The organism is Cellulosimicrobium sp. NPDC030954, assembly GCF_055571305.1.
The window spans coordinates 316,173-336,858 of sequence record NZ_JBVIFN010000005.1 but is presented as its reverse complement, the minus strand read 5'-3'; the positions used below and the strand labels follow the sequence as shown (position 1 = coordinate 336,858).

22 protein-coding genes and 1 riboswitch are annotated in these 20,686 nt (G+C 74.9%); of the genes, 12 read left to right on the top strand and 10 right to left on the bottom strand.

Annotated elements, in window-relative coordinates:
* Window positions 1-562, bottom strand: a 562-nt coding sequence (locus ACZ402_RS12970; RefSeq protein WP_465285881.1) for an IS5 family transposase, incomplete at its 3' end; no start/stop codon positions are given.
* 259 nt (window positions 563-821) lie between these two features.
* Here ACZ402_RS12970 and ACZ402_RS12965 point away from each other — a divergent pair.
* Window positions 822-1,022 carry a DUF2510 domain-containing protein gene (locus ACZ402_RS12965; RefSeq protein WP_375825787.1) on the top strand — a complete coding sequence of 67 codons (201 nt, stop codon included), beginning with the start codon at window positions 822-824 and terminating at the stop codon, window positions 1,020-1,022.
* A 44-nt stretch (window positions 1,023-1,066) separates the two neighbouring features.
* Here the strand turns inward: ACZ402_RS12965 and ACZ402_RS12960 are convergent, their stop codons facing one another.
* Together ACZ402_RS12960 and ACZ402_RS12955 are read right to left on the bottom strand one after the other, a co-directional pair.
* Window positions 1,067-1,666: a dihydrofolate reductase family protein gene (locus ACZ402_RS12960; RefSeq protein WP_375825788.1), complete on the bottom strand. Its 600-nt coding sequence runs from the start codon at window positions 1,664-1,666 to the stop codon at window positions 1,067-1,069.
* A gap of 87 nt (window positions 1,667-1,753) precedes the next feature.
* Window positions 1,754-3,658 carry an ABC transporter ATP-binding protein gene (locus ACZ402_RS12955; RefSeq protein WP_375825789.1) on the bottom strand — a complete coding sequence of 635 codons (1,905 nt, stop codon included), beginning with the start codon at window positions 3,656-3,658 and terminating at the stop codon, window positions 1,754-1,756.
* 152 nt (window positions 3,659-3,810) lie between these two features.
* On the opposite strand from ACZ402_RS12955, the gene ACZ402_RS12950 reads away from it, so the two are divergent.
* From ACZ402_RS12950 to ACZ402_RS12940, 3 genes are all read left to right on the top strand, one after another.
* Window positions 3,811-4,449: a TetR/AcrR family transcriptional regulator gene (locus tag ACZ402_RS12950; protein ID WP_375825790.1), complete on the top strand. Its 639-nt coding sequence runs from the start codon at window positions 3,811-3,813 to the stop codon at window positions 4,447-4,449.
* A complete protein-coding gene (locus tag ACZ402_RS12945; protein WP_375825791.1) occupies window positions 4,446-4,727 on the top strand; it encodes a hypothetical protein in 282 nt (93 codons plus the stop codon). The genes ACZ402_RS12950 and ACZ402_RS12945 overlap by 4 nt, the downstream gene beginning before the upstream one ends.
* A 170-nt stretch (window positions 4,728-4,897) precedes the next feature.
* Entirely contained in the window at window positions 4,898-5,161 is a 264-nt protein-coding gene (locus ACZ402_RS12940) for a hypothetical protein (protein ID WP_375825792.1), read from the top strand.
* 30 nt (window positions 5,162-5,191) lie between these two features.
* Here the strand turns inward: ACZ402_RS12940 and ACZ402_RS12935 are convergent, their stop codons facing one another.
* A complete protein-coding gene (locus ACZ402_RS12935; protein ID WP_375825793.1) occupies window positions 5,192-7,960 on the bottom strand; it encodes a polynucleotide kinase-phosphatase in 2,769 nt (922 codons plus the stop codon).
* Window positions 7,957-9,480: a 3' terminal RNA ribose 2'-O-methyltransferase Hen1 gene (locus ACZ402_RS12930; RefSeq protein ID WP_375825794.1), complete on the bottom strand. Its 1,524-nt coding sequence runs from the start codon at window positions 9,478-9,480 to the stop codon at window positions 7,957-7,959. Before ACZ402_RS12930 ends, ACZ402_RS12935 begins: the two co-directional genes overlap by 4 nt.
* A gap of 292 nt (window positions 9,481-9,772) precedes the next feature.
* Here ACZ402_RS12930 and ACZ402_RS12925 point away from each other — a divergent pair, with 292 nt between their 5' ends.
* Together ACZ402_RS12925 and pnuC are read left to right on the top strand one after the other, a co-directional pair.
* Window positions 9,773-10,540 (top strand): TetR/AcrR family transcriptional regulator, encoded by a 768-nt coding sequence (locus ACZ402_RS12925; RefSeq protein WP_375825795.1) that lies wholly within the window; start codon window positions 9,773-9,775, stop codon window positions 10,538-10,540.
* Between the two features lie 162 nt (window positions 10,541-10,702).
* Window positions 10,703-10,826, top strand: a riboswitch (FMN riboswitch).
* A gap of 152 nt (window positions 10,827-10,978) precedes the next feature.
* Window positions 10,979-11,674 carry a nicotinamide riboside transporter PnuC gene (pnuC, locus tag ACZ402_RS12920; protein ID WP_375825796.1) on the top strand — a complete coding sequence of 232 codons (696 nt, stop codon included), beginning with the start codon at window positions 10,979-10,981 and terminating at the stop codon, window positions 11,672-11,674.
* Between the two features lie 31 nt (window positions 11,675-11,705).
* Here pnuC and ACZ402_RS12915 read toward each other — a convergent pair whose 3' ends face one another.
* Both ACZ402_RS12915 and ACZ402_RS12910 read right to left on the bottom strand, forming a co-directional pair.
* The gene (locus tag ACZ402_RS12915) at window positions 11,706-12,377 is read right to left on the bottom strand and encodes a hypothetical protein (protein WP_375825797.1); all 672 of its coding nucleotides are present in this window, start codon (window positions 12,375-12,377) and stop codon (window positions 11,706-11,708) included.
* A 9-nt stretch (window positions 12,378-12,386) separates the two neighbouring features.
* Entirely contained in the window at window positions 12,387-12,731 is a 345-nt protein-coding gene (locus tag ACZ402_RS12910) for a VOC family protein (RefSeq protein ID WP_375825798.1), read from the bottom strand.
* A gap of 196 nt (window positions 12,732-12,927) precedes the next feature.
* Between ACZ402_RS12910 and ACZ402_RS12905 the strand changes: the two genes are divergently transcribed.
* The 3 genes from ACZ402_RS12905 to ACZ402_RS12895 all read left to right on the top strand — a co-directional run bounded on the left by ACZ402_RS12905 (window position 12,928) and on the right by ACZ402_RS12895 (window position 15,850).
* A complete protein-coding gene (locus ACZ402_RS12905) occupies window positions 12,928-14,169 on the top strand; it encodes an acyl-CoA dehydrogenase family protein (protein WP_375825799.1) in 1,242 nt (413 codons plus the stop codon).
* A 116-nt stretch (window positions 14,170-14,285) separates the two neighbouring features.
* Window positions 14,286-15,518 carry an acetyl-CoA C-acyltransferase gene (locus tag ACZ402_RS12900; protein WP_375825801.1) on the top strand — a complete coding sequence of 411 codons (1,233 nt, stop codon included), beginning with the start codon at window positions 14,286-14,288 and terminating at the stop codon, window positions 15,516-15,518.
* A gap of 203 nt (window positions 15,519-15,721) precedes the next feature.
* Complete coding sequence (locus ACZ402_RS12895) at window positions 15,722-15,850, top strand: hypothetical protein (protein WP_264031249.1); 129 nt, start codon at window positions 15,722-15,724, stop codon at window positions 15,848-15,850.
* Here ACZ402_RS12895 and ACZ402_RS12890 read toward each other — a convergent pair.
* Entirely contained in the window at window positions 15,835-16,122 is a 288-nt protein-coding gene (locus ACZ402_RS12890) for a hypothetical protein (RefSeq protein WP_375825803.1), read from the bottom strand. The genes ACZ402_RS12895 and ACZ402_RS12890 overlap by 16 nt on opposite strands.
* Before the next feature lie 9 nt (window positions 16,123-16,131).
* On the bottom strand, window positions 16,132-16,623 hold the full coding sequence (locus tag ACZ402_RS12885; RefSeq protein WP_375825804.1) for an NUDIX hydrolase: 492 nt from the start codon (window positions 16,621-16,623) through the stop codon (window positions 16,132-16,134).
* 220 nt (window positions 16,624-16,843) lie between these two features.
* On the opposite strand from ACZ402_RS12885, the gene ACZ402_RS12880 reads away from it, so the two are divergent.
* The 3 genes from ACZ402_RS12880 to ACZ402_RS12870 all read left to right on the top strand — a co-directional run bounded on the left by ACZ402_RS12880 (window position 16,844) and on the right by ACZ402_RS12870 (window position 18,719).
* Window positions 16,844-17,239: a RidA family protein gene (locus ACZ402_RS12880; RefSeq protein ID WP_375825805.1), complete on the top strand. Its 396-nt coding sequence runs from the start codon at window positions 16,844-16,846 to the stop codon at window positions 17,237-17,239.
* Between the two features lie 62 nt (window positions 17,240-17,301).
* The gene (locus ACZ402_RS12875; RefSeq protein ID WP_375825806.1) at window positions 17,302-18,024 is read left to right on the top strand and encodes a phosphatase PAP2 family protein; all 723 of its coding nucleotides are present in this window, start codon (window positions 17,302-17,304) and stop codon (window positions 18,022-18,024) included.
* Entirely contained in the window at window positions 18,024-18,719 is a 696-nt protein-coding gene (locus ACZ402_RS12870; protein WP_375825808.1) for a phosphatase PAP2 family protein, read from the top strand. Before ACZ402_RS12875 ends, ACZ402_RS12870 begins: the two co-directional genes overlap by 1 nt.
* 206 nt (window positions 18,720-18,925) lie before the next feature.
* Here the strand turns inward: ACZ402_RS12870 and ACZ402_RS12865 are convergent, their stop codons facing one another.
* Window positions 18,926-20,677, bottom strand: coding sequence for a glycosyl hydrolase family 18 protein (locus ACZ402_RS12865; RefSeq protein ID WP_375825810.1), 1,752 nt, complete (start codon window positions 20,675-20,677; stop codon window positions 18,926-18,928).
* Window positions 20,678-20,686: the final 9 nt, after the last annotated feature.

The window sequence follows — 20,686 nt, the reverse complement described above, 5'->3', positions numbered from 1 at the left end:
CGTAGCCCTTGTCCGCCCGCACCCGCTCTGGCCGCGTCCTGGGCCGACCGCCGCGCCCGCCGGGCCGCTTCACGCGGATCTGGTCCAGGACCGGCTCGAACTGTGGGCTGTCGCCCCGGTGGCCGGCGGTCACGACCATGCCCATGAGCTGTTGCCCCTGCTCGCACGCTGCGTGGATCTTCGTGGTCCACCCGCCCCGTGACCTGCCCAGCCCATGATCTGGCGGCTCGACCCCGGGCGGCTCCTTCTGCCCGGCCGGGTCCCGGCGGGCGCCCGCAGCGTGCTGGTGCGCGCGGGCGATCGTGGAGTCGACCGAAACCTCCCAGCAGATCTGTCCACCACCGTCAGCCAACGTCCGCAACGCGTCCAGCACCCGGTCCCACACGCCCTCGCGCTGATAGCGACGGAACACCCGATACAGGCTGGACCACGGCCCATACCGGTCCGGGACATCCCGCCACGGGCACCCCGCCCGGGTCCGGTGACGGATCCCATCGACCTGACGACGCAGATTCCGCGCTGGACGCCCCAACGACGCGACAGGCAGCAAAGACTCGATCACCGCCCACGCCGCATCACTCAGATCATGCCGCCCCGCAACCTCAGCCACGACCCCGCAGCATGCCGAACCCGCAGGTCAGACACCACTTCCGAAACAGGCCCTAGCCGAGTGCCTCGACCGGACCGGCGCGACCACCGTCTCCCGCACGACCCGCGGACCGGACGGAACCTCGCGGGGCGCTGCTGCGTGAAAGAGGTAGGGGTCCTGTGACACAGGTCCGTACGGAGGGGCTCACGGGTTCGTGGCGCGAGGAGGCGACGTGCGCAAGGCAGCGGCGGGATGGTACGCGGACGCATCGGGGTCGGGCAGCGAGCGCTGGTACGACGGCGCGGCGTGGACCGACCGCACCCGCGCGCGCCGCGCGTCGGAGGACTCCGGTCCGTGGCGCCGGGTCCTCGTCGTCGGGGCCGTCGTCGTGCTCGTCGTCGCCGCGCCGCTCCTGCTCGCGGTGCTGGGCTGACGCGTCGCCGCGACGAGACCGGTCCGCACCCACGACGACGCTCGTCAGCCGAGCGGCCCCCGCACGCGGTAGGTGACGTGCGTGACGAGCGACGCCGCACGCACGGCGACGGTCTCGAGCGCGAGGGGCGGGGCGCCGTCGAGCACCCGGTCGCCATGGCCGAGGACCTGCGGGACGACGTGCAGCCGGAGCTCGTCGAGCAGGCCCGCCGCGAGCGTCTGGTTGATGGTCGCGGCGCCGCCGGCGACGGAGACGTCCCGGTCGCCCGCCGCCTCCCGCGCCTGCGCGACGGCGGACTCGACGCCGTCGGTGACGAAGAAGAACGTCGTCCCGCCCTCCATGACGAGCGGCTCGCGCGGGTGGTGCGTGAGGACGAACACCGGCCCGTGGTACGGCGGCTCCGGCCCCCACCAGCCGCGCCAGTCGAGGTCCCACTCGCCGCGGCCCGGCGTGAACATGTTCCGCCCCATGACGAACGCGCCGGCCGCGAGGATCGCGTCGAGCTCCGCGCGGTTCTCGTCGGCTGTCTCGAACATCCACCGGTGCAGGTCCACGCCCGCGCCGAAGGGGTGCTCCAGCGTCTGGTCGGGCCGCGAGGAGAACCCGTCCACCGACACCGCCACGTCGCACGTCACGTTCCCCATGCCGACCTCACCCTCCGCGGTCCGCGCGAGCCGCGGCCGCCGTCGTCCACACCTGACGCCACCTCCGACCGGTCGTGCGCGCGGAACTCATCGCACGGCCCCGCTCGGGGTCGCGGCCTCCTCGGTCGCGATGCGCAGGGCGGCGACGAGCTCGCGGTAGAGCTCGTCGGTCGCGAGGAGCTCGGCGTGCGTGCCGCGGGCGCGGACGCGGCCGTCCTCCATGACGAGGATGAGGTCGGCGTCGATCACGGTGGACAGCCGGTGGGCGATGGTCACGACCGCGCGGTCGCGCGCGAGGTCCTCGATGACGGCGTGCACGGCGGCCTCGGTGAGCCCGTCGACCTGCGCCGTCGCCTCGTCGAGCAGCAGGACGTCGGGCGCGTGCAGGACGGCGCGCGCGAGGGCGACGCGCTGCCGCTCGCCGCCCGAGACGGTCGTCCCGACTAGGGACGTGTCGAGCCCGTCGGCGAGCGAGCGCACCTTGGTCTCGAGCCGGACCTTCGCGAGCGCCGCCCACATGGCCTCGTCGGTCGCACCGGGGTCGGAGAGGTGCAGGTTCTCGCGGATCGTGCCCGGCACGACGGGCGTCTCCTGCTCGACGTACGCGAACCGGCGCCGGACGTCGTCGAACGTGAGGTCGTCGTACGGCACGCCGTCGAGGAGGATCTGCCCGGACTCGGGCTGGAGGAACCGCAGCAGCAGGGAGAACGTCGTGGTCTTGCCCGCGCCCGACGGCCCGACGATCGCGACCTGCCCGCGGTGGGGCACGTCGAGGTCGAGGTCGCGGACCACGGGCTCGCCGCCGGGCAGGTAGCGCGCCGTGACGCCCCGCAGGGAGAGCCGCGGCGTCCCCGCCGTGCTCCCGTCGGTGCCCGACGCCGCACCCGCCCCCGCCCCCGCCGGTCGGCCCGCCTCCGCGCGGGCCGGGTCGAGCGTCGCCGTGCCCGCCCGGACCGGCCGGGCCACGTCGTCGTCCTCCTCCGGCTCGATCGCCTGGACCTCGCTGATGCGGCCCGCGGCGGCGATGCCGGCCTGGAGCTGCGTGACGTTCATGGTGAGCCCGGTGACGGGCTCGACGATCTGGAACGCGTAGAGCAGGAACGCGACGAGGCTCGACACGGCGAGCAGCCCCTCGTCGACGCGCCACGCGCCGAGCGCGAGGATGACGATGATCGCGAGCTGGATCCCGCCGCCCGCGACGGTCCACGCGATGGCCTCGGTGCGCACGGCCCGGACGCTGTGCCGCGCGGACGCCTGCGCGTCGTCGAGCACGCGGTCGATCTGGCGCCCCTCGGCGCGGCTCGCCTTGATCGTGCGGATCGCGCGGAGGCCGCCCTCGAGCGTCCCGCCCAGGCTGCCGAGCGACTCCTGCGCCTTCTCCTGCGCCTTGGCGATGCGCGGCATGAGCGCGCCCACGAGCACGGCGATGACGACGATCGCGCCGAGCGTCGTGCCGAGCAGCACGATGTCGAGCACGCCCATGAGGATGACCGTCCCGACGAGGGAGACGGCGAAGTTGACCAGGTTGACGATGCTCGACGACGCGGCCTCGCGCAGCAGCACGGTGTCGGAGGTGACGCGCGTGACGAGCTCGCCCGTCGGGCGGCCGGTGAGCGCGCCGATCCGCGCGCGGAAGTAGCGCCGCACCATGGACGACCGCGCGTCGAGCACGACCCGCTCGGCGAGCGTGCCGAGCAGGATCCACTGCCACAGCCCGAGCACGAGGCCCACGACGAGCAGCCCGACGAGCGTGAGGACGGCCGGGGTCAGCGACTCCCCCGTCCCGAGGGTGTCGAGGACCCACTTGGTGACCATCGGCGTCGCGAGCGTGGCGGCCGTGGTGCCCAGCCCCAGGACGAGCCCGAGCAGGAGCGTGCGGCGGTGCGGTCGGACGAACTCCCCGAGCACTCTGAGCCGTGGGAGGAACGGGCCCTTGGCATCGCTCGTGGCGGGCGTCGAGGTCGGCGAGCCGGTGGCGTCGGTCGTGGACATGCCGTCAACCATGGTTGACATCCTCTCTCGTGTCAACTGTGGTTGACGCGGGGCGGATCGTGACAACGGAACGGTCGTGACCACTAGTGGAACATGGCTGTTCCACTAGTGGCAAGAGGTGTTCCATGCCCCGGAGGGCTATCGTGGGCCGCGTGACGGCACGAACCAGCGCTCGGGACGCCACCACCGCGCCAGCCTCCGCAGCGGCGCACGACGCCGTGCCCGCGGAGAGCGGAACCCGCGCGCGCACGCGGCGCGCGATCCTCGACGCCGCGGTCGCCGTGCTCAGCGCGGACAAGTCCGCGTCGCTCGGCGACGTCGCCCAGTCCGCGCAGGTCGGGCGCACGACGCTGCACCGCTACTTCCCCGAGCGGGCCGACCTCGTCGAGGCGATCGGGACCGAGGCCGTCGAGCGCACGCGTGCCGCGATCGTCGCGGCCCGCCTCGACGACGGCGACCCGGTGGCCGCGCTGCGCCGTCTCGCGTTCGAGTACTTCGACCTCGGCCCCTGGTACGTGGTGCTGTCCAACGAGCTGCCCGACTGCGAACCCGAGTTCTGGGCGGAGTCCGAGGCAGCCGAGGAGCCGGTGCGCGAGCTCCTGCGCCACGGCCAGGCGGAGGGCGTGTTCGACGACCAGCTCACCGTGTCGTGGCTGGTCCGCACCCTGTGGTGGATGCTCTTCAACGCCTGGGCGATGCACGACGAGGGCGAGGCGACGCGCGCCGACGCGCTCCGCATGGCCGTCCGCAGCATCGAGGGCGTCGCGCTCGCCCGCGGGGCCCGCCCGTGAGCACCGGCCCGGGCCCGCGGCCCGGCCCCGGCGAACGCCTGCGGCGCTGGTGGCAGCGCGCCGACGAGGTGCGCACGGGCGTGCGCTGGGCGAGCGTCGCGACGGTCTTCGGCGGGATCGCCGTCGCGCTCGTGTGCCTCGTGCTCGTGCTGCGCGGTCGCGCCTGGGCGTGGTTCCCGCTCCTCGTCGCCGTGGCCGTCGCGCTCCGCGAGGTCCGCTACCTCCAGCGCGCCGCGCGCGGCGGCCGGCCCCGCTACCAGGAGAACGCGCCGCGCTGATGCGCGAGGCGTGGCCCGCGCGGCCCACGGGGAGGCACCCTCGTCATCCGGAGGTCGCACCCCGGTGGACCGCAGGATCCACCGGACGGGCGACGCGCCGGGGGCGGGTCGGCGGGAAGACTGGCGGTACGGCGTCGGGCAGCGGCGCCACAGACCTCCGGAGGTGCTCCGTGACGACCCCGACCCCCGCCCGGGACGCTGCGTCCCCCGAGCAGCTCCCCGAGCCGTCCCCGACGCAGCCCTCCGTGCGTGCGGCCGCGCGCGGCCTGCGCGTCACGGCGCGTCGCGGTGCCCGACGGCGCGAGGTCGACCCCGCGCCGCGCCCGGCCGTCCCGCCGGTCGAGCGGGCGAACGGCTGGCTCGTCGCGGTCGCGGTGCTCGGTGCCGCGGTCCTCTTCTCCGTCCTCGCGATGAACGCCTTCATGGGCAGCTGACGCCCCGCGCACCGCGCGTCATCGTCGCCGTCACAGGCGCGGGTCGACGGGCTCCGACTCCAGCGCCAGCACCGCGAACACCGGCTCGTGGACGCGCCAGGTCGGCTCACCGCGCGCCACCCTGTCGAGCGCCTCGAGACCGAGGGCGTACTCCCGCAGCGCGAGGGACCGCTTGCGCCCCAGCGACCGCTCGCGCAGCCGTTCGAGGTTGCGCTCCTCGGTGTACTCGGGGCCGTAGATGATGCGCAGGTACTCCCGGCCGCGGACCTTGAGCCCGGGCTGCACGAGCCCGCCGCCCTTCCCGGGCGCGCCCCGGCGCCGCACGAGGTTGGCGACCGGCTTGACCACCATGCCCTCGCCGCCGGTCGCCGTGAGCTCCTCCCACCAGGCCGTCCCCTCGGCGCGCGACGCGTCGTCGGCGAGGTCGACGACGACGCGCCGCGTCGTGCGGAACAGCGCCGGATCCGCCGCGACGAGCCGGTCCGCGACGTCGAGGTGCCACAGGTGGTCGCGCTCGGCGTACGTCGTCCCGACCGACTCCGCGGACCCGGATCGCGCGGACGTCCCGCTCGCAAGCACCTGGAACGGCGCGACCTGCACGCCGCGCAGCGGGTCGGACGCGGCGTCGCCGTCCACGGCCGCGCCCGTGTCCCAGCGGTAGCGCCGGTACGTCTCGACGAACAGCTCGGCGTCGGTCGACCGCCGCGCGGTCCGACGCCGGAGCTCGCCCACGTCGACGCCCCGCGCCTCGGCCGCGGCGAGGGCCGCGAGCGCCGACGGCATGACGGCCCGCGCGGCCGCCCCGACGCTCGCGTACTGGTCGCGCAGGAGCTGGTCGGCCTTGAGCGACCACGGCAGGACCTCGGCGTCGAGCAGCACCCAGTCGGCGCCGAGCGCGTCCCACGTCCCGGCCGCGGCGAGGGCCGCGGCGACGCGCCCGAGCAGCAGCGCCGTCGTCGGCTCGTCGAGGAACGACCGCCCGGTGCGGGTGTGCACCGCGCCGGGCGCGTCGATCCCGAACCGCTCCGCGACGACGCGCGACCCGTCCGCCGACCCCGAGTCACGCGCGACCAGCAGAACCGCTCGCGACCCCATGTGCTTCTCCTCGCACACGACCCGGTCGACGCCGTCGCGCGCGTACGCGGCGAACGCGGCGTCGGGGTGCTCCAGGAGGCCGGGCAGGGTCGAGGTCGCGACCGGGCTCATGGTCGGCGGCAGGTACAGGAGGAGGCGCGGGTCGACGGCGAACCGGCTCATGACCTCCAGCGCGCCCGCCGCCTGCTCCTCACCGACGGTCACGCGCCCGTGCGTCGCGGTCTCGACGGCGCGACGCCCGAGCACGTCGGCGACGGAGAGCAGGTCGGGCTCGCGCGTGGACGCCCCACCGGTGCCCGAGTCCTCCGGCAGGAACGGGCGCGCGGGCGCGTAGTACTCGCGCGCCGCGGGGACCTGCACCACCTCCTTCTCCGGGTAGCGCAGCGCGGACAGCCTCCCGCCGAACACGCACCCCGTGTCGAGGCACATCGTGTTGTTGACCCACTCGGCCTCGGGCGTCGGCGTGTGCCCGTAGAGGACCATGGCGCGACCGCGGTAGTCGTCCGCCCACGGGTAGCGCACGGGCAGGCCGAACTCGTCGGTCTCGCCGGTCGTGTCCCCGTAGAGCGCGAAGCTCCGCACCCGGCCCGACGCGCGCCCCTGGTAGGACTCCTTGAGCCCCGCGTGCGCGACGACGAGCCGGCCGTCGTCGAGCACGAGGTGGGAGACGAGGTCGCGGCAGAACTCCGCGACCTCGCGCCGGAACTCCTCGGGCTCCGCGGCGAGCTGCGCGAGCGTCGTCTCCAGGCCGTGGGAGACCTTGACGTCGCGACCGCCGAGCGCGCGCACGAGCTTGTGCTCGTGGTTGCCCGGCACCGCGAGCGCGTGCCCCGCGCGGACCATGCCCATCGCGAGCCGCAGCACGCCCGGGGAGTCGGGCCCGCGGTCGACGAGGTCGCCGAGGAAGATCGCGCGCCGGCCCGCGGGGTGCGCGGCGTCGACGGGCCGGCCCGCGTCGTCGCGCACGACGGCGTAGCCCAGCTCGCCGAGGAGGGTCACCAGCTCGTCGAGGCAGCCGTGCACGTCGCCGATCGCGTCGAACGGGCCGTGCTCGTCGCGACGGTCGGTGAGCAGCGGCGTGCGCACGATCCGCGCGGCCGCGACCTCGTCCTCCCCGCGCAGCACGTGCACGGTGCGGAACCCCTCGCGCTGCAGGCTCTTGAGCGACGACCGCAGCGCCGCGCGCTGCCGCTTCACGACGTGCGCGCCGAACCCGCGGTCCGCGCGCGCCTCGTTGCGCTCGACCGCGACCTTCTCCGGCACGTCGAGGACGATCGCGACGGGCAGGACGTCGTGGGCGCGCGCGAGTGCGACGAGGGTCTTGCGGGCCTCGCGCTGCACGTTCGTCGCGTCGACGACGGTGAGCAGGTTCGCCTCGAGCCGCTTGGACACGATGGTCTCCAGGACCTCGAACGCCGCCCGGGTGGCCGCCTGGTCGTTCTCGTCGTTCGACACGAGGCCGCGGCACACGTCCGACGACACCGTCTCGTACGGCCCGAAGTGCTCGCGCGCGAACGTCGACTTCCCCGAGCCGGAGACGCCGACGAGCACCACGAGGCTCGACGCAGGCACCCGCAGGTCGCGCGTCGCCCCCACGCTCTCGGTCGCGGGCTCCGTCGCGTTCTCGGTCGCGTTCTCGGTCGCGGGCTCCGTCGCGTTCTCGGCCGCGGGCTCGCTCGTCCGCGCCGTCATGGGCTCGCTCATCGGGCCTCCTCCCCGTCGCGCGTGCCAGGTGCTGCCGCGGTCGGCGCGTCATGCTCGACGGGCCCCTCCGGCACGAGGGTGAGGACGACCATCTGCGTGGGCGCCCCGACCTCGGGGGCGAGCGGCCCGACGTCGCGGTGCTCGACCGCGTATCCGTACCGGCCCGCGACGAAGGCCGCCCACGCGCGCAGCTCCCCGCGCGTCCACTCGAACCGGTGGTCGGGGTGCCGCACCGGGCGTCCGCCAGGCCCGTCGAGCAGGTTCGGGTAGTGCACGTTGTACTCCGCGTTGGGCGTCGTGACGACGACGGTGCGCGGTCGCGCGTGCCCCAGCACCGCGTGCGCCAGCGCGTCCAGGCGCGACGGGTCCACGTGCTCGACGACCTCCATGAGAACCGCGGCGTCGAACCCCGTGAGCCTGTCGTCGGTGTACGTGAGCGACGACTGGAGCAGGCGCACGCGCTCGCGCTCGGCGTCGCTCGCGTCGTGCAGGCGCAGCCGGGCGGCCGCGCGCTCGAGCTCGCGCGCGGAGACGTCGGTGCCGAGGACGCGCGTGAACGTCCGGTCGGCGGCGAGGCGGCGCAGGATCGCACCCTCGCCGCAGCCGAGGTCGACGACGGTCCGCGCGCCGACCTCGTGCAGCACCCCGAGCACCGCGTCCGCGCGCTGCCGGGCGAGCGGCGGCTCCGGCACGTCCGCCCCGGGTGCCGTCGCGCCGTCGGGCGAGACCCCGCCGTCGGGCTCGGCCGCGTCCGGGGTCGAGGCGCCGTCGAGCGCGGCGAGGCGCGCCGTCGCGTCCTCGACGTAGCGGCGCTGGTGCGCGAGGTAGCGGCGCAGGATCTGCGCGCGCTCGGGGTGGTCGGCGAGCCAGCCGCCGCCCGCGCGCACGAGCTTGTCGACCTCGTCCGTGGAGACCCAGTAGTGCTTGGCGTCGTCGAGCACGGGCAGCAGCACGTAGAGCTGCGCGAGCGCGTCGGCGAGCCGGCGCGTGCCGCGCAGGCGCAGGTCGACGTACCGCGACGTGCCCCATGCCGGGACGGTCGGGTCGAGCGGCTCCGCGGTCGCCGTCACGTGCCAGCCCAGCGGCTCGAACAGCCGCCGCGCGAGGTCAGCCCCGCCCCGGCACGGCAGCGCGGGGACGTGGACGTCCAGCGGGAGCTCGACGTCGGGCAGCCCGGGCCGAGCGTCGCACCGGCCCGCCATCGCCGTCGCGAACACCTTGCCGAGCGCGACCGCGACCATCGACGACGCGGCGTAGGGCCGGTCGTTGACGTACTGCGCGAGCGCGAAGGCGTCCCCGCCGCCGAAGCGCTTGTTGCGGACGATCCCCACCGGGTCGACCTCGAGCAGCAGCGCGACCTCGCACCGCTCCGCCGTCGCCTCGGGGTAGAACACGTGCGCGCGGCCCACGGGCAGGTCGAACACCTGCGCACGGTCCGGGTGCTTGTGCAGCAGGAACCCGAGGTCGGTGGCGTCGTCGAGCGTCCCCGGGGACGCCGTCGCGGCGAGGGTCACGAGCATGGCCGCCATGGTGCCATCCGACGGCGGGCGGGGCACCGGGATTGTGGACGACCGCGCAGCCTGTGGACGTCCGAAGTTTCAGCCCCTCCGCCCATCGACGCGGGCGCCCCGGAGGTCTACCGTCGAACCACGGGCGCCGCTGCCCACGGCACGCGCCCGGCCAACGTCCAGCCGGCGGTCACACGTGGTCGCCACGGCCGAGAGCGGCCCTCGGGCCCGGAGGACGACCAGCGGGAGCGACGGCGCTCCGCCGGAAGGGGCGCGTGAGCGGGACCGGTGTACCGTCCGGTGCATGACCGACGTCCGCAGCCGCACCCACGCCCAGGCCGTCGACGCAGCGATCGAGCTCTTCACCCGCAAGGGGTACGAGCAGACGACCGTCGAGGAGATCGCCGACGCCGCCCAGGTCAGCCGCGCCACCTTCTTCCGCCGCTACGGCTCCAAGGAGGACGTGGTCTTCGCGGACCACGAGCTCCTGCTCGACGAGGTCGTCGTCATGCTGGCCGCGACCCGGCCCGTGCCCGACGCCGACGGCCGGCTCACGCCGGACCCCGCCGTCGACCCGTACGTCGAGGTCTGCCGCGCGGCGCGGCTCGTGTTCGACCACCACGTCGGGCAGCGGGAGACTTCGCTCGCGCGGTGGCAGCTCCTCCAGCAGGTGCCGGCGCTGCGCGACCGCGAGCTCGTCACGACGCACCGCTACGAGCGGGCGTTCACCGCGTACCTGCGCGACGCGCTCCCGCCCGACGAGCGCCGCTCCACCGCGTCCATCGCGTTCGCCGCGTCGGTCGTCGCCGTGCACAACGCGCTCCTGCGCCGGTGGCTGCGCTCCCCCGACCAGGACCTGCGCCCCCAGCTCGAGGAGGCGTTCGCGGACCTGCGCCGCGCCGCCGTCGGCCGGTACGCGGCACCCGACGACGCCGCACCGACCGACGGGCGCGGCCCCGGGGACGGCACGCCCTCCGGGCGACGCGTCGTCGTCACGGTGGTCGACGCCGGGACGGACGCGCAGGGCGTCGCGGACGACGTCGCCCGCGCCGTCCGCGACGCCCTCACCTGACCGGTGCTGGCCCCGAGATAGCGACGTCCCGCCGAGATAGCGACGCACGACCTCCTGGGACCGCGGATCGCCGCCGGGCGTCGCTATCTCGCGAGAGGTGCGCACGCACGGTGGCGGGGAATGCGCCGGTAGCATCGGCGGTTGCAGAACGCAGTACGCACGAACGTGCTCCGGGGTCGGTGCAATTCCGAGCCGGCGGTGACAGTCCGCGACCCGCGCCCACGCGCGGTTGACCTGGTGGAACTCCAGGACCGACGGTGACAGTCCGGATGGGAGGAAGCACGTGCGGCGCGGCCGTCCTCGGCCGGGCTCTCACGAGCCCGCGCGACGGGGCGCGGCCTCGCCGTGGTGAGCGACGCCGTCGGGCCGCCCTGGGCGCCCGGCCCGCCGCCCGCCCTCACCCCGGAGCCACCGTGCCCGGGAGGACGAGGACATCCGATGGACCTGATCCACGCGCTGTTCGACGCGCAGCTGACGATCGGCGACCAGCACCTGCTGTGGCGCGAGATCGTGGGCAACGGGTTCGGCCTGGCGTCGGCGCTGGGCGGCATGCGGCGCAAGGTGTGGGCGTGGCCGGTGGGCATCGTCGGCAACCTGCTGCTGCTCACGGTGTTCCTCGGCGCGGTGTTCGCGACCCCCAACCCCGTGAACCTGCTCGGCCAGGCCGGGCGGCAGGTCATGTTCGTCGTCGTGTCGGTGTACGGGTGGGTGCAGTGGCGCCGGACCCAGGCCCGGCTCGGCGAGACCGACGCGGACAGCCACGGCGTCGCCGTCGTGCCGCGCTGGGCGTCGTGGCGTCAGCGCGCGTTCCTCGTCGTCGCGCTCGTCGGCGGGACGGCGCTGCTCACGCCCCTGTTCCGGGCGCTCGAGTCGTACGAGCCCGTCTGGGCCGACGCGTGGATCTTCATGGGCTCGCTGCTCGCGACGTACGGCATGGCCAAGGGCTGGGTCGAGTTCTGGCTGATCTGGGTCGCGGTGGACGTCGTGGGCGTGCCGCTGCTGATCTCGGCCGGGTTCTACGCGTCCGCGTTCATGTACGTGTTCTACGGCGCGTTCACGCTCGTCGGGTTCTTCGTGTGGTGGCGCGTCAACCGGCGCGCGACGGCTGAGGCGGCGGCGGGCGCGCCCGCCTGACCTGGGTGCCTGCGGCCGGGGCAGCCGCGGGTCAGTCCTCGAACAGCATCCGGTCCGACGGCGCGGTGCGGCTCGCGCGCAGCGCCGGGTCCGTGCACAGCGCCTCGACGAGCTCCTCGCTCCCGCCCACGTAGGTCGCGGCGGCGTCGATCTCGGTCCCGACGAACCACGACCTGTCCTCGGGCCACCACAGGTTGGGCGGCTGCTCGTGGTCGCGGAAGACGCCGACGTCGGCGAGGGTCCCCGTCCACAGGTGGTACTCGCGGTGCGGGAGCAGGAGCATCGGCGCGGCCGGGCGCTCGACGAGCGTCGGCGCGAGCTGCTCCCACGCCTCGGCGACCGCGCGCTCGATCTCCGCTGCGGTCGGCCGCGGCTCGTCCTCGGGCCACCCGACCAGCGGCGCTGCGCCCGAGCTCGCGCGCGGGTCCGTGCCGTGGTCGTAGAGGAACGCGTGGCCCGTCCACAGCGCGAGGTGCACGGGCTGGTCCCCGGTGAAGGCCGCGAGCGCCGCGGCCAGGGCGTCGGTCCGCGTCGCGAGCGTGTCGTCGTCGTCCCAGCCCGGGTGCGGGACGCACGCGTACGCCGCGTAGCCGCGCGGGACCGTGCCGTCGACGCGCGGGCCGAACTCCCCGAGGCGCGGTGCGATCCACGCGCCCAGGGAGGCGTCGTCGTCCCAGGTCACCCGGCCGGCCGTCGTCGTCACGCGGGAACCCTACGACGGGAGCGCGCCGCTGAGCCCGACCTCGTTGCCGTCCGGGTCGCGGAACACGGTCTTCACGACCCCGCCGTCGTACGTCTCGCGGCGGTCCGGCTCGATCCCCCGCTCCGAGGCCGCGGCGAGGAACGCGTCGACGTCGTCGCGGAACACGGTGACGACACCGTGGCCGGCGTGCTCGGGCACCTGCTCGACGACGAGCCACCGGTGCTCGGCGAGCTCCCAGACGGACTCGGTGGGCGTCGCGACGAACGTCGGGTCGGACCCGAGGAGCCGCACGTACCAGTCGCGCGCCGGGTCGTGGTCGCGCACGTGCATCGTCACGAACAGGTCGAGGGCCATCCCTCGACGGTAGGACGAGGGCCGCGGGGCCGCACGGCGTCACGGATCCGATGCGATACGCCGTCTCAGATTGACTGATACCCGGTATCGCTGCACTATGGGAGAGACCGCCGCCGACGCCGGGCCCGCACCCGGGGACCCGCACCGGAGCCGGTCGCGCACGACCGACCGCAGCCGCCCTCCCAGGGGAGCACCGATGCCCACCACCCCGATCATGCCCGGAGTCACCGAGCCCACCTACGACCTCGCGACCCCGCTCGACCTCGACTACGCCGGCGCGTTCGCCGACGCGACCGAGGAGGACCGCGCCCACCAGCAGCGCGTCCGGCAGTTCGTCCAGGACGAGGTGCTCCCGGTCATCGACGACTACTGGGAGCGCGCCGAGGTCCCGTTCGACCTCGTCAAGCGCATGGGCGAGCTCGACCTCCTGCGCGACGGCGTCGACGTCGATGGCCGCCCGCGCGTGAGCCTGCTCGGCGCGGGCCTCGCCGCGATGGAGATGTCGCGCGGCGACGGCTCCGTCGCGACGATCTGCGGCGTCCAGGGCGGCCTCGCGCTGCGCAGCATCCAGATGCTCGGCTCCGACGAGCAGCGGGCGAAGTACGCCGAGCCTATGGCGCGCGGGGAGATCCTCGGCGCGTTCGCGCTCACCGAGCCCACCCACGGCTCGGACTCCGTCTCGCTCGAGACGACGGCGCGCAAGGAGACGCGCGACGGCGTCGAGGGCTACGTGCTGAACGGCGAGAAGAAGTGGATCGGCAACGGGTCGTCGGGGCACGTCACGGTCGTGTGGGCGCGCCTCGTCGGCGACGACGGCGACGGCCAGGTCCACGGGTTCGTCGTGCCGCAGGACACCCTGGGCTACACGGGCACGACCATCACCGGCAAGGTGTCGCTCCGCGCGATCTGGCAGGCGCACGTCGTGCTCGACGACGTGTTCGTCCCCGCCGAGAACGCCCTGCCGGGCGCGCGGTCGTTCAAGGACACCTCGCGCGTGCTCTTCGCGACGCGCCTCGGGGTCGCGTGGGCCGCCGTCGGGCACGCGGTGGCGTGCTACGAGGCCGCGGTCGCGTACGCGAAGCAGCGCGTCCAGTTCGGGCGCCCGCTCGCCGCGAACCAGATGGTGCAGGAGCGCCTCACCCGGATGCTCTCGACGATCACGCAGCTCCAGCTCCTCGTCGCGCAGATGACGCGGCTCGACGAGGCGGGGACGCTCACCGGCCCGCAGGCGTCGCTCGCCAAGTACACGTGCACGCGCGGGGCCCGCGAGGTCGCGGCGAGCGCGCGCGACCTGCTCGGCGGCAACGGGATCCTGCTCCAGAACCGCGTCGCGCGGCACTTCGCGGACATCGAGGCCCTGCACACGTACGAGGGCACCGAGTCGGTCCAGGCGTTGATCGTCGGTCGTGACATCACGGGCGTCTCCGCGTTCGTCTGACGGTCCCGAGGGCGCACGCCCTCTCCCCCGCTCCCCGGCGCCGCTCGCCCCTCCTCGCGGCGCCGGGGCTCCCTCCTGTTCGCCCCGTCTCCTCGCCCTCCCCGGATCGGAGTCCCATGAGCACCGACGCCAGCCCCCTGCCCGACGCCGCCGCCGTCACCCCCGAGGACGAGGTCACCCCGGTCCTCCTGCACGGCGCGCGCACCCCGTTCGCGCGCTTCCGCGGCGCGCTCGCCTCGCTCTCCGCGGCCGAGCTCGGCGCGCACGCGATCCGGGGCGCGCTCGCGGCCGCGGGCGTCGCGCCGGAGCAGGTCGACACGGTGATCGTCGGGCAGGTCGTGCAGGCGGGTGCCAAGCAGGGCCCCGCGCGCCAGGCCGCGATCCTCGCGGGCCTCGGCTGGGACGTGCCCACCGTGACGATCAACAAGCTGTGCCTCTCGGGCCTCACCGCGATCATCGACGCGGCCCGCCTGGTCCGTACGGGCGAGGCGAGCGTCGTCGTCGCGGGCGGCCAGGAGTCCATGACGAACGCACCGCACCTCGTCGTCGGGTCGCGCTCCGGGTTCGCGTTCGGGGACGTGACGATGGCCGACTCGCTCACGCACGACGGGCTGAACGACCCGTTCAGCGGCGAGGTCATGGGCGAGCTCACGGACCGCGGCTGCGCGACGCGCGGCATCGGCCGCCCCGAGCAGGACGCGTTCGCGCTGCGCTCGCACCAGCGGGCCGCCGCGGCGCGCGACGCCGGGCGGCTCGCCGAGGAGATCGCCCCCGTCGAGGTGCCGCAGCGGCGGGGCGAGCCGGTCGTCGTCGAGCACGACGAGGGCGTGCGCGCCGACACGACGCTCGAGGCCCTGGAGCGCCTGCGCCCGGCCTTCGTGCGGGACGGGACCATCACCGCCGGGTCGAGCTCGCCCCTGTCCGACGGCGCGGCGGCGGTCGTCGTCGCGAGCCGCGCCTTCGCGAAGCGCAACGGCCTGTCGTGGCTCGCCGAGATCGGTGCGGCGGGCCAGGTCGCGGGGCCGGACGGCTCGCTGCACTCCCAGCCGTCCCGGGCGATCGAGGCCGCCGTGCGGCGCGAGGGGATCGCCGCGGCCGACCTCGACCTCGTGGAGATCAACGAGGCGTTCGCCGCCGTCGCGCTGCAGTCGATCGCCGACCTCGGCATCGACGCCGACGTCGTCAACACCGACGGCGGCGCCATCGCGCTCGGTCACCCGGTCGGCGCGTCGGGCGCCCGGCTCGCGCTGCACCTCGCGCTCGCGCTGCGCCGCCGTGGGGGCGGCGTCGGCGCGGCGGCGCTGTGCGGCGGGGGCGGGCAGGGCGACGCGCTGATCCTGCGGGCCTGACGCCCTCGCCGGGCGCGGCAAGGCCCCGCCGCACGCACTTGCCCGAGCGAACCACCCGACCCTGGTGCACGATGCTGCACCAGGGTCGGCGCGTTTCGGCCGCCGCGGTGTGACGCAGATCGCGCCGAGGTCGGTCGAAACCGCGTCATGGATCGCGCCGGGCGCGGTCTCTCTCCCTGAACCACCCCGACGAGAGGACCGCCATGACCACCGTGACCGAGGCAGCCCGCCGCACCGCGAGCCGCGCGCGCCACTCGCACCTGTCCGCCGCCGCCGTCGTGCTCGTCGGCCTCGCCGCCGGGTTCGCCGCGGCGCCCTACCTGCTCGGCTGAGCCGGGCCGCCGTCCGGGCCGTCCCGTGGGCCCTCGCCGCGGAACGAGTCGACGAAGCCCCAGACCGCGCTCCCGACCCCGCTGAGGCAGAGGATCGAGACCAGCGTGAGCATCAGCGCCTCGGCGACGTCGCCCGCGACCCAGCCCTGGACCGCGCCCGCCACGACGAAGGGGCCGACCAGCGCGCACAGCACCAGCACCGCGACCGCCCACCAGCGGCGCCGCCGCTGGTTGCGCGGCGGCTTCGAGAGTCCGTAGTGATACAGCGCCACGCCCGGAGCCTACGGCTCGACGGCACGGTCGCGGGCGTGCGCCAGCTGCTCATCGAGGCGATCGAGCAGCGGGACCTGGCCCGCGACGACGAGGCCGCGAGCCCTCGCGAGCGGGAACCAGCCGGCCCGGTCGAGCTCGGGGAACTCCTGCATCCGCCCCGAGCGCGGCGGCCACTCCAGGGCGAACGTGTTGCTGGAGATCGCCGTGACGTCGAGGTCCGCCTCCCGTGCCCACGCCGCGACGAGCTTCCCGGCCCGCTGGCGCACGGTGCCGAGGTCGAGGTCGGGCGCCTGCGCCGCCGGGGCAGGCACGCCGAGCTCCTCCGCGAACTCGCGCAGCGCCGCGGCACGACCCTCCTCCCCGGGCTCCACCTCGCCCTTGGGGATCGTCCAGCCGCCCGCGTCCTTGCGCGCCCACAGCGGTCCGCCCATGTGCCCGAGGAGCACCTCGACGACGTCGTCCCGGAACCGGTAGAGCACGAGCCCTGCTGACTGCTTCACCCCTCCTTCCTACACAGCCGACGGCGGGACGGCCCGTCGGGGGCCGTGCCCCGGGGTTCATCGTGGGCGGGTCGTGGTCCTGGGCGGGCGGCGGGGCCGGGCTCCCTTCCCGCCGTGGTCCTGGGTGGAGGCGGGGCTGGGCTCCTCGCCCGCCGTGGGCCTGTGGGTGGCCGCGCGTAGCGTCGGTCGCCTCAGGACCAGACCGCAGGAGGGGACGACCATGACCACGCCGAGCGTCACGCACCTCAACCCGCCCGGGCTGCACCGCAACCCGGCGTTCTCCCAGGGCACGATCGTCGAGACCGGTCGCACGCTCTACGTCGGCGGCCAGAACGGGACCGACGCCGAGGGCGCGATCGTCGAGGGCGGCATCGCGGCCCAGACCGCGCAGGCGCTGCGCAACGTCCTCGCCGTGCTCGCCGAGGCGGGCGCCGGGCCGCAGGACGTCGCGCGGCTCGCCGTCTACCTCGACCCGGAGGCCGACCTCATGGCGGGCTTCGCCGCCGTCGGCGAGGTCTGGGGTCCGCACCCCGCGGCGGTGACGGTCCTCCGGGTGGGGATCGGCCGGCCCGGTGCTCTCGTCGAGATCGAGGCGGTCGCGGCCCTGCCTGCCTGAGCCGCTCGGGCCGACACCCCTCTCCACGGGCGTACGGCCGTAGCCCCGGCTACCGTCCGGGGGTGCCCGCCGACCCTGCCCCGCACCGCTCGCTCGGGCGCGCCAGGAGGCGCGCCCTGGGACGGGCTGCGGCGTACGGGATCGCGGCCTCCGTCCCGGTGTTCGTGCTCGCGTGGCTCGTGCGCGCGGAGTCGGGGCTCGTCGTCGAGGCCGACCGCGCCGCCGTCGCCGCGGCGACCGGGTTCACCGGCGAGCGGCCCGCGTTCGAGCGCACCCTGCTCGTGGGGCAGGAGGTGCTCGCCGCGCGGTGGATGAACCTCGCCGCGATGGGCGTGTGCCTCTGGGCGTGGCGGCGCCACGGCCTCGGGACGCGGGCCGCCTGGGCGGCCGGGACGATCTGGGGCGCGTGGGCGCTCGGGCTCGGCGCGAAGGAGCTCGTCGACCGCGCGCGTCCCGTCGTCGAGGACGCGGTGACCGTCGTACCCGGGTCCAGCTTCCCGTCCGGGCACGCGATGAACGCCGCCGCCGTCGGGGTGAGCCTCACGGTGCTCGTGTGGCCGCTGCTCGGCCGTCGTGGCCGCGTCGCCGTCGTGGGCGGCGCGACCGCGCTCGCGCTCGTCACCGCGGCCGACCGCGTGCTGCTCGGCGCTCACTACCCGTCCGACGTCGTCGGCGGCATCCTCTTCGGCGGCGCCGTCGCGGGGGCGTCCGCCGTCGGCTACCACGGGTGGGCGTCCGCCCGGTCTGCCCGCTCTTCCGGCTCCGCTCCCAGGAACGAGGTCTGATGCATCCCTTCGTGCACCGCTACGAGCTCGACACGTCCCGGCCCACCGCGAAGGAGGTGCTGCGCGACGTCGGCCTCCGGGCGTTCCTCCCCGGCGCGGTCCTGTGGGTCCTCATCGTCGCGACCGGGTTCCTCGTGACGGGTCCGCTGGGCGACCTGCCCGGCGAGGTCGCGGTGAACCGGTGGCTCGAGCAGCGGCGCACGCACTTCTGGGACACCGTGACCGACCTGTTCTCGCTGATCGGGACCACCGAGTTCATCATCGGCGGGACGGTGCTCACGATCCTGCTCGTCTGGTGGCGCACGCGGCAGTGGTGGTTCGCCGTCGTGCCCGCGCTCGCCGTCGCCCTCCAGGCGCTGATCTTCCTCACGTCGTCGATCGTCGTCGGGCGCGAGCGGCCCGACGTCTCGCGGCTCGACGAGGCACCGCCCACGTCGAGCTTCCCCTCCGGCCACACCGGCGCGTCCGCGGCGTTCTACCTCACCCTCGCCCTGCTCGCGCAGCGCATCACGCACCCCGTCCTGCGCGTCGTCGTCACGGTCCTGTGCTGCCTCGTGCCGCTCGCGGTGGGCCTGTCCCGCCTCTACCGCGGCGCCCACGGCCCGGCCGACGTGGTGGTGGGCCTGGTCAACGGCGTCGTCTGCTGCGTCCTCGCCTGGAACTACCTGCGCCGCGACGTCCGCGCACAGCGCTGAGGGCGACGCCCACCGCGCGAGGTAGAGGGCCGGTCGGCCGAGGTAGAGGCCTGGTCGCGCGAAGTAGCGGCCCGGTCGCCCGAGCTAGAGGCCTGGTCGGTGCGCACTGTCCCCGGACGACGACGGCGGGCCCGGTCCTGAGACCGGGCCCGCCGTCGTCGTGCGGTGGTCGTCCGGGCGATGCGCGCGCCCGGGCGACCGTCAGATCACGCGCAGAGACCCACCGGGTCCCACGATCCCCACGTCACGGACCCGGGCAGCTCGCCCTTGGTCCACCACTGGGCCGTGTAGTTGACCCCGGCGCGGGACACGGTCTGCCCGCCGGTGTAGACGGTCTCGCGCGACCAGTCGGCGGCGCAGTCCGCGACCTCGACGTCGGGCGCCGTGCCGCACGGACCGATCTTCTTCCAGGCGTTGGACGCGCCCGGCTCCTGGTTGCGGGTCCACCACTGGGCCTTGTACTCCGACCCCTCGTGCGAGACGACCTCGCCACCGGTGTAGACGCCCGTGCCGTACCAGGGCACGGCGCACTCGGCGGGCACCCCCGGGCCGGGGGTCGCCGCGCGGAGCGTCGAGCCCAGCGCGTCACCCAGCTCGTTGCGGTAGTCGCCCGAGAGGTCCCACCACATCGCGCCGCCGTAGCCCTGCGTCGCGACGAACTCGGCCTTGGCCGTCACGGACGCCGGGTCGTCGTAGCTCCACCACTGGTCGCCGTCGTAGAGCCAGCTCGCGCCGATCTCCGGGTCGAAGTACCGCTCGCCGTCGAACGAGCGCAGCTCGGCGTACGTCTTGGTGCCGACGTAGCCCGCGGCGGGCTGCCAGCCCTGCGAGCCGTCCTCGACGCCGTACCAGCCGTGCCCGTAGGCAGCGAGGCCGGCGTTGACCTGCGACGGGTCCGCCCCCGCGTTGACGTACATGCCGAGCGCGCCGTCGAGGCCGAGGCCCCAGTTCTGCGTGCCGTCCGGGTGCAGGTTGCCCTGGTGGCCCGTCTGGTTCGGCACCCAGCCGCCGTGGAAGTCGTAGCCCTGCACGTTGAGGAAGTCCACGACCGCGAACAGGCGCGGGTCGAGCCAGCCGCCCTGGCCGGCGTTCCAGCCACCCGCCGGCGCGAACGCCGTGAGCAGGTAGTCCTCGCCGTTCGCCGCGCCGCGCGCGTCGAGCTCGGTGCGGAACTCCTCCATGAGGAGCAGGAAGTTCTCCTTGTCCTCAGGGCGAGCGTTCGCCGTCTCGCCGCCCGTGACCGGCCACTCCCAGTCGATGTCGATGCCGTCGAAGATGCCGGCCGCGGCACCCGGGCCACCCTTGCCGTCGACGACCGGCAGGTTGCCGTCGATGTACAGGTCGAGGCACGAGTCGACGAGCGCCGTGCGGCCCTCGGCCGTGGACGCCGCCTCGGAGAAGTTGTCGGACCAGGTCCAGCCGCCGAGCGAGATGAGGATCTTGGTGTCGGGGCTGACGGCCTTGAGCTTCTTGAGCTGGTTGAAGTTGCCCGCGAGCGTCTGGCCGGGCTTGTCGGCATTCCCGTCGACGGAGTCCTTGGCCGCGACCTCCGCGACGAAGTCGTTGAGGGGGTCGCCCTCGCCGGGGACGTCGGCGATGTCGCACACGAGGTCGGTCGTGACGTTGCCGAAGGCGTAGTTGATGTGCGTGAGGTCCTCGATCGCGCCGGTGCGCACGAGGTCGGCCACGTGGAAGTCGCGCGTCACGCGCGAGTCGGCCATGACGTAGCCGACGCTGCGGAAGCCGTTGATGTCCGACGGTCCGGCGACGGAGGCCGCCGGCTTGGCCGTGGGCTGCGGCGCCGCGATGGCGGGCGACGCGAAGGTGGCCGCGGTCAGGGCGAGCGCCCCGGCGACGGCGGTGGCGGCGACCACGCGCGAGCGGGTGGTCGGTGCGGGCGAGGTCTTGGCGAGCGAGCGGCCCGAGGAGGCCGCGCTGGGTGTCGATCGATCGTTCATGAAGGCCTC

Bases quoted from the DNA above. Each gene is read 5' to 3' on its own strand.
- ACZ402_RS12895 (WP_264031249.1), top strand. From the start codon at position 15,722: ATGACCACCGTGACCGAGGCAGCCCGCCGCACCGCGAGCCGCGCGCGC.
- ACZ402_RS12865 (WP_375825810.1), bottom strand. From the start codon at position 20,677: ATGAACGATCGATCGACACCCAGCGCGGCCTCCTCGGGCCGCTCGCTC.
- ACZ402_RS12930 (WP_375825794.1), bottom strand. From the start codon at position 9,480: ATGCTCGTGACCCTCGCCGCGACGGCGTCCCCGGGGACGCTCGACGAC.
- pnuC (WP_375825796.1), top strand. From the start codon at position 10,979: ATGGACCTGATCCACGCGCTGTTCGACGCGCAGCTGACGATCGGCGAC.
- ACZ402_RS12910 (WP_375825798.1), bottom strand. From the start codon at position 12,731: ATGGCCCTCGACCTGTTCGTGACGATGCACGTGCGCGACCACGACCCG.
- ACZ402_RS12960 (WP_375825788.1), bottom strand. From the start codon at position 1,666: ATGGGGAACGTGACGTGCGACGTGGCGGTGTCGGTGGACGGGTTCTCC.
- ACZ402_RS12880 (WP_375825805.1), top strand. From the start codon at position 16,844: ATGACCACGCCGAGCGTCACGCACCTCAACCCGCCCGGGCTGCACCGC.
- ACZ402_RS12955 (WP_375825789.1), bottom strand. From the start codon at position 3,658: ATGTCCACGACCGACGCCACCGGCTCGCCGACCTCGACGCCCGCCACG.
- ACZ402_RS12935 (WP_375825793.1), bottom strand. From the start codon at position 7,960: ATGAGCGAGCCCATGACGGCGCGGACGAGCGAGCCCGCGGCCGAGAAC.
- ACZ402_RS12870 (WP_375825808.1), top strand. From the start codon at position 18,024: ATGCATCCCTTCGTGCACCGCTACGAGCTCGACACGTCCCGGCCCACC.
- ACZ402_RS12905 (WP_375825799.1), top strand. From the start codon at position 12,928: ATGCCCACCACCCCGATCATGCCCGGAGTCACCGAGCCCACCTACGAC.
- ACZ402_RS12900 (WP_375825801.1), top strand. From the start codon at position 14,286: ATGAGCACCGACGCCAGCCCCCTGCCCGACGCCGCCGCCGTCACCCCC.
- ACZ402_RS12925 (WP_375825795.1), top strand. From the start codon at position 9,773: ATGACCGACGTCCGCAGCCGCACCCACGCCCAGGCCGTCGACGCAGCG.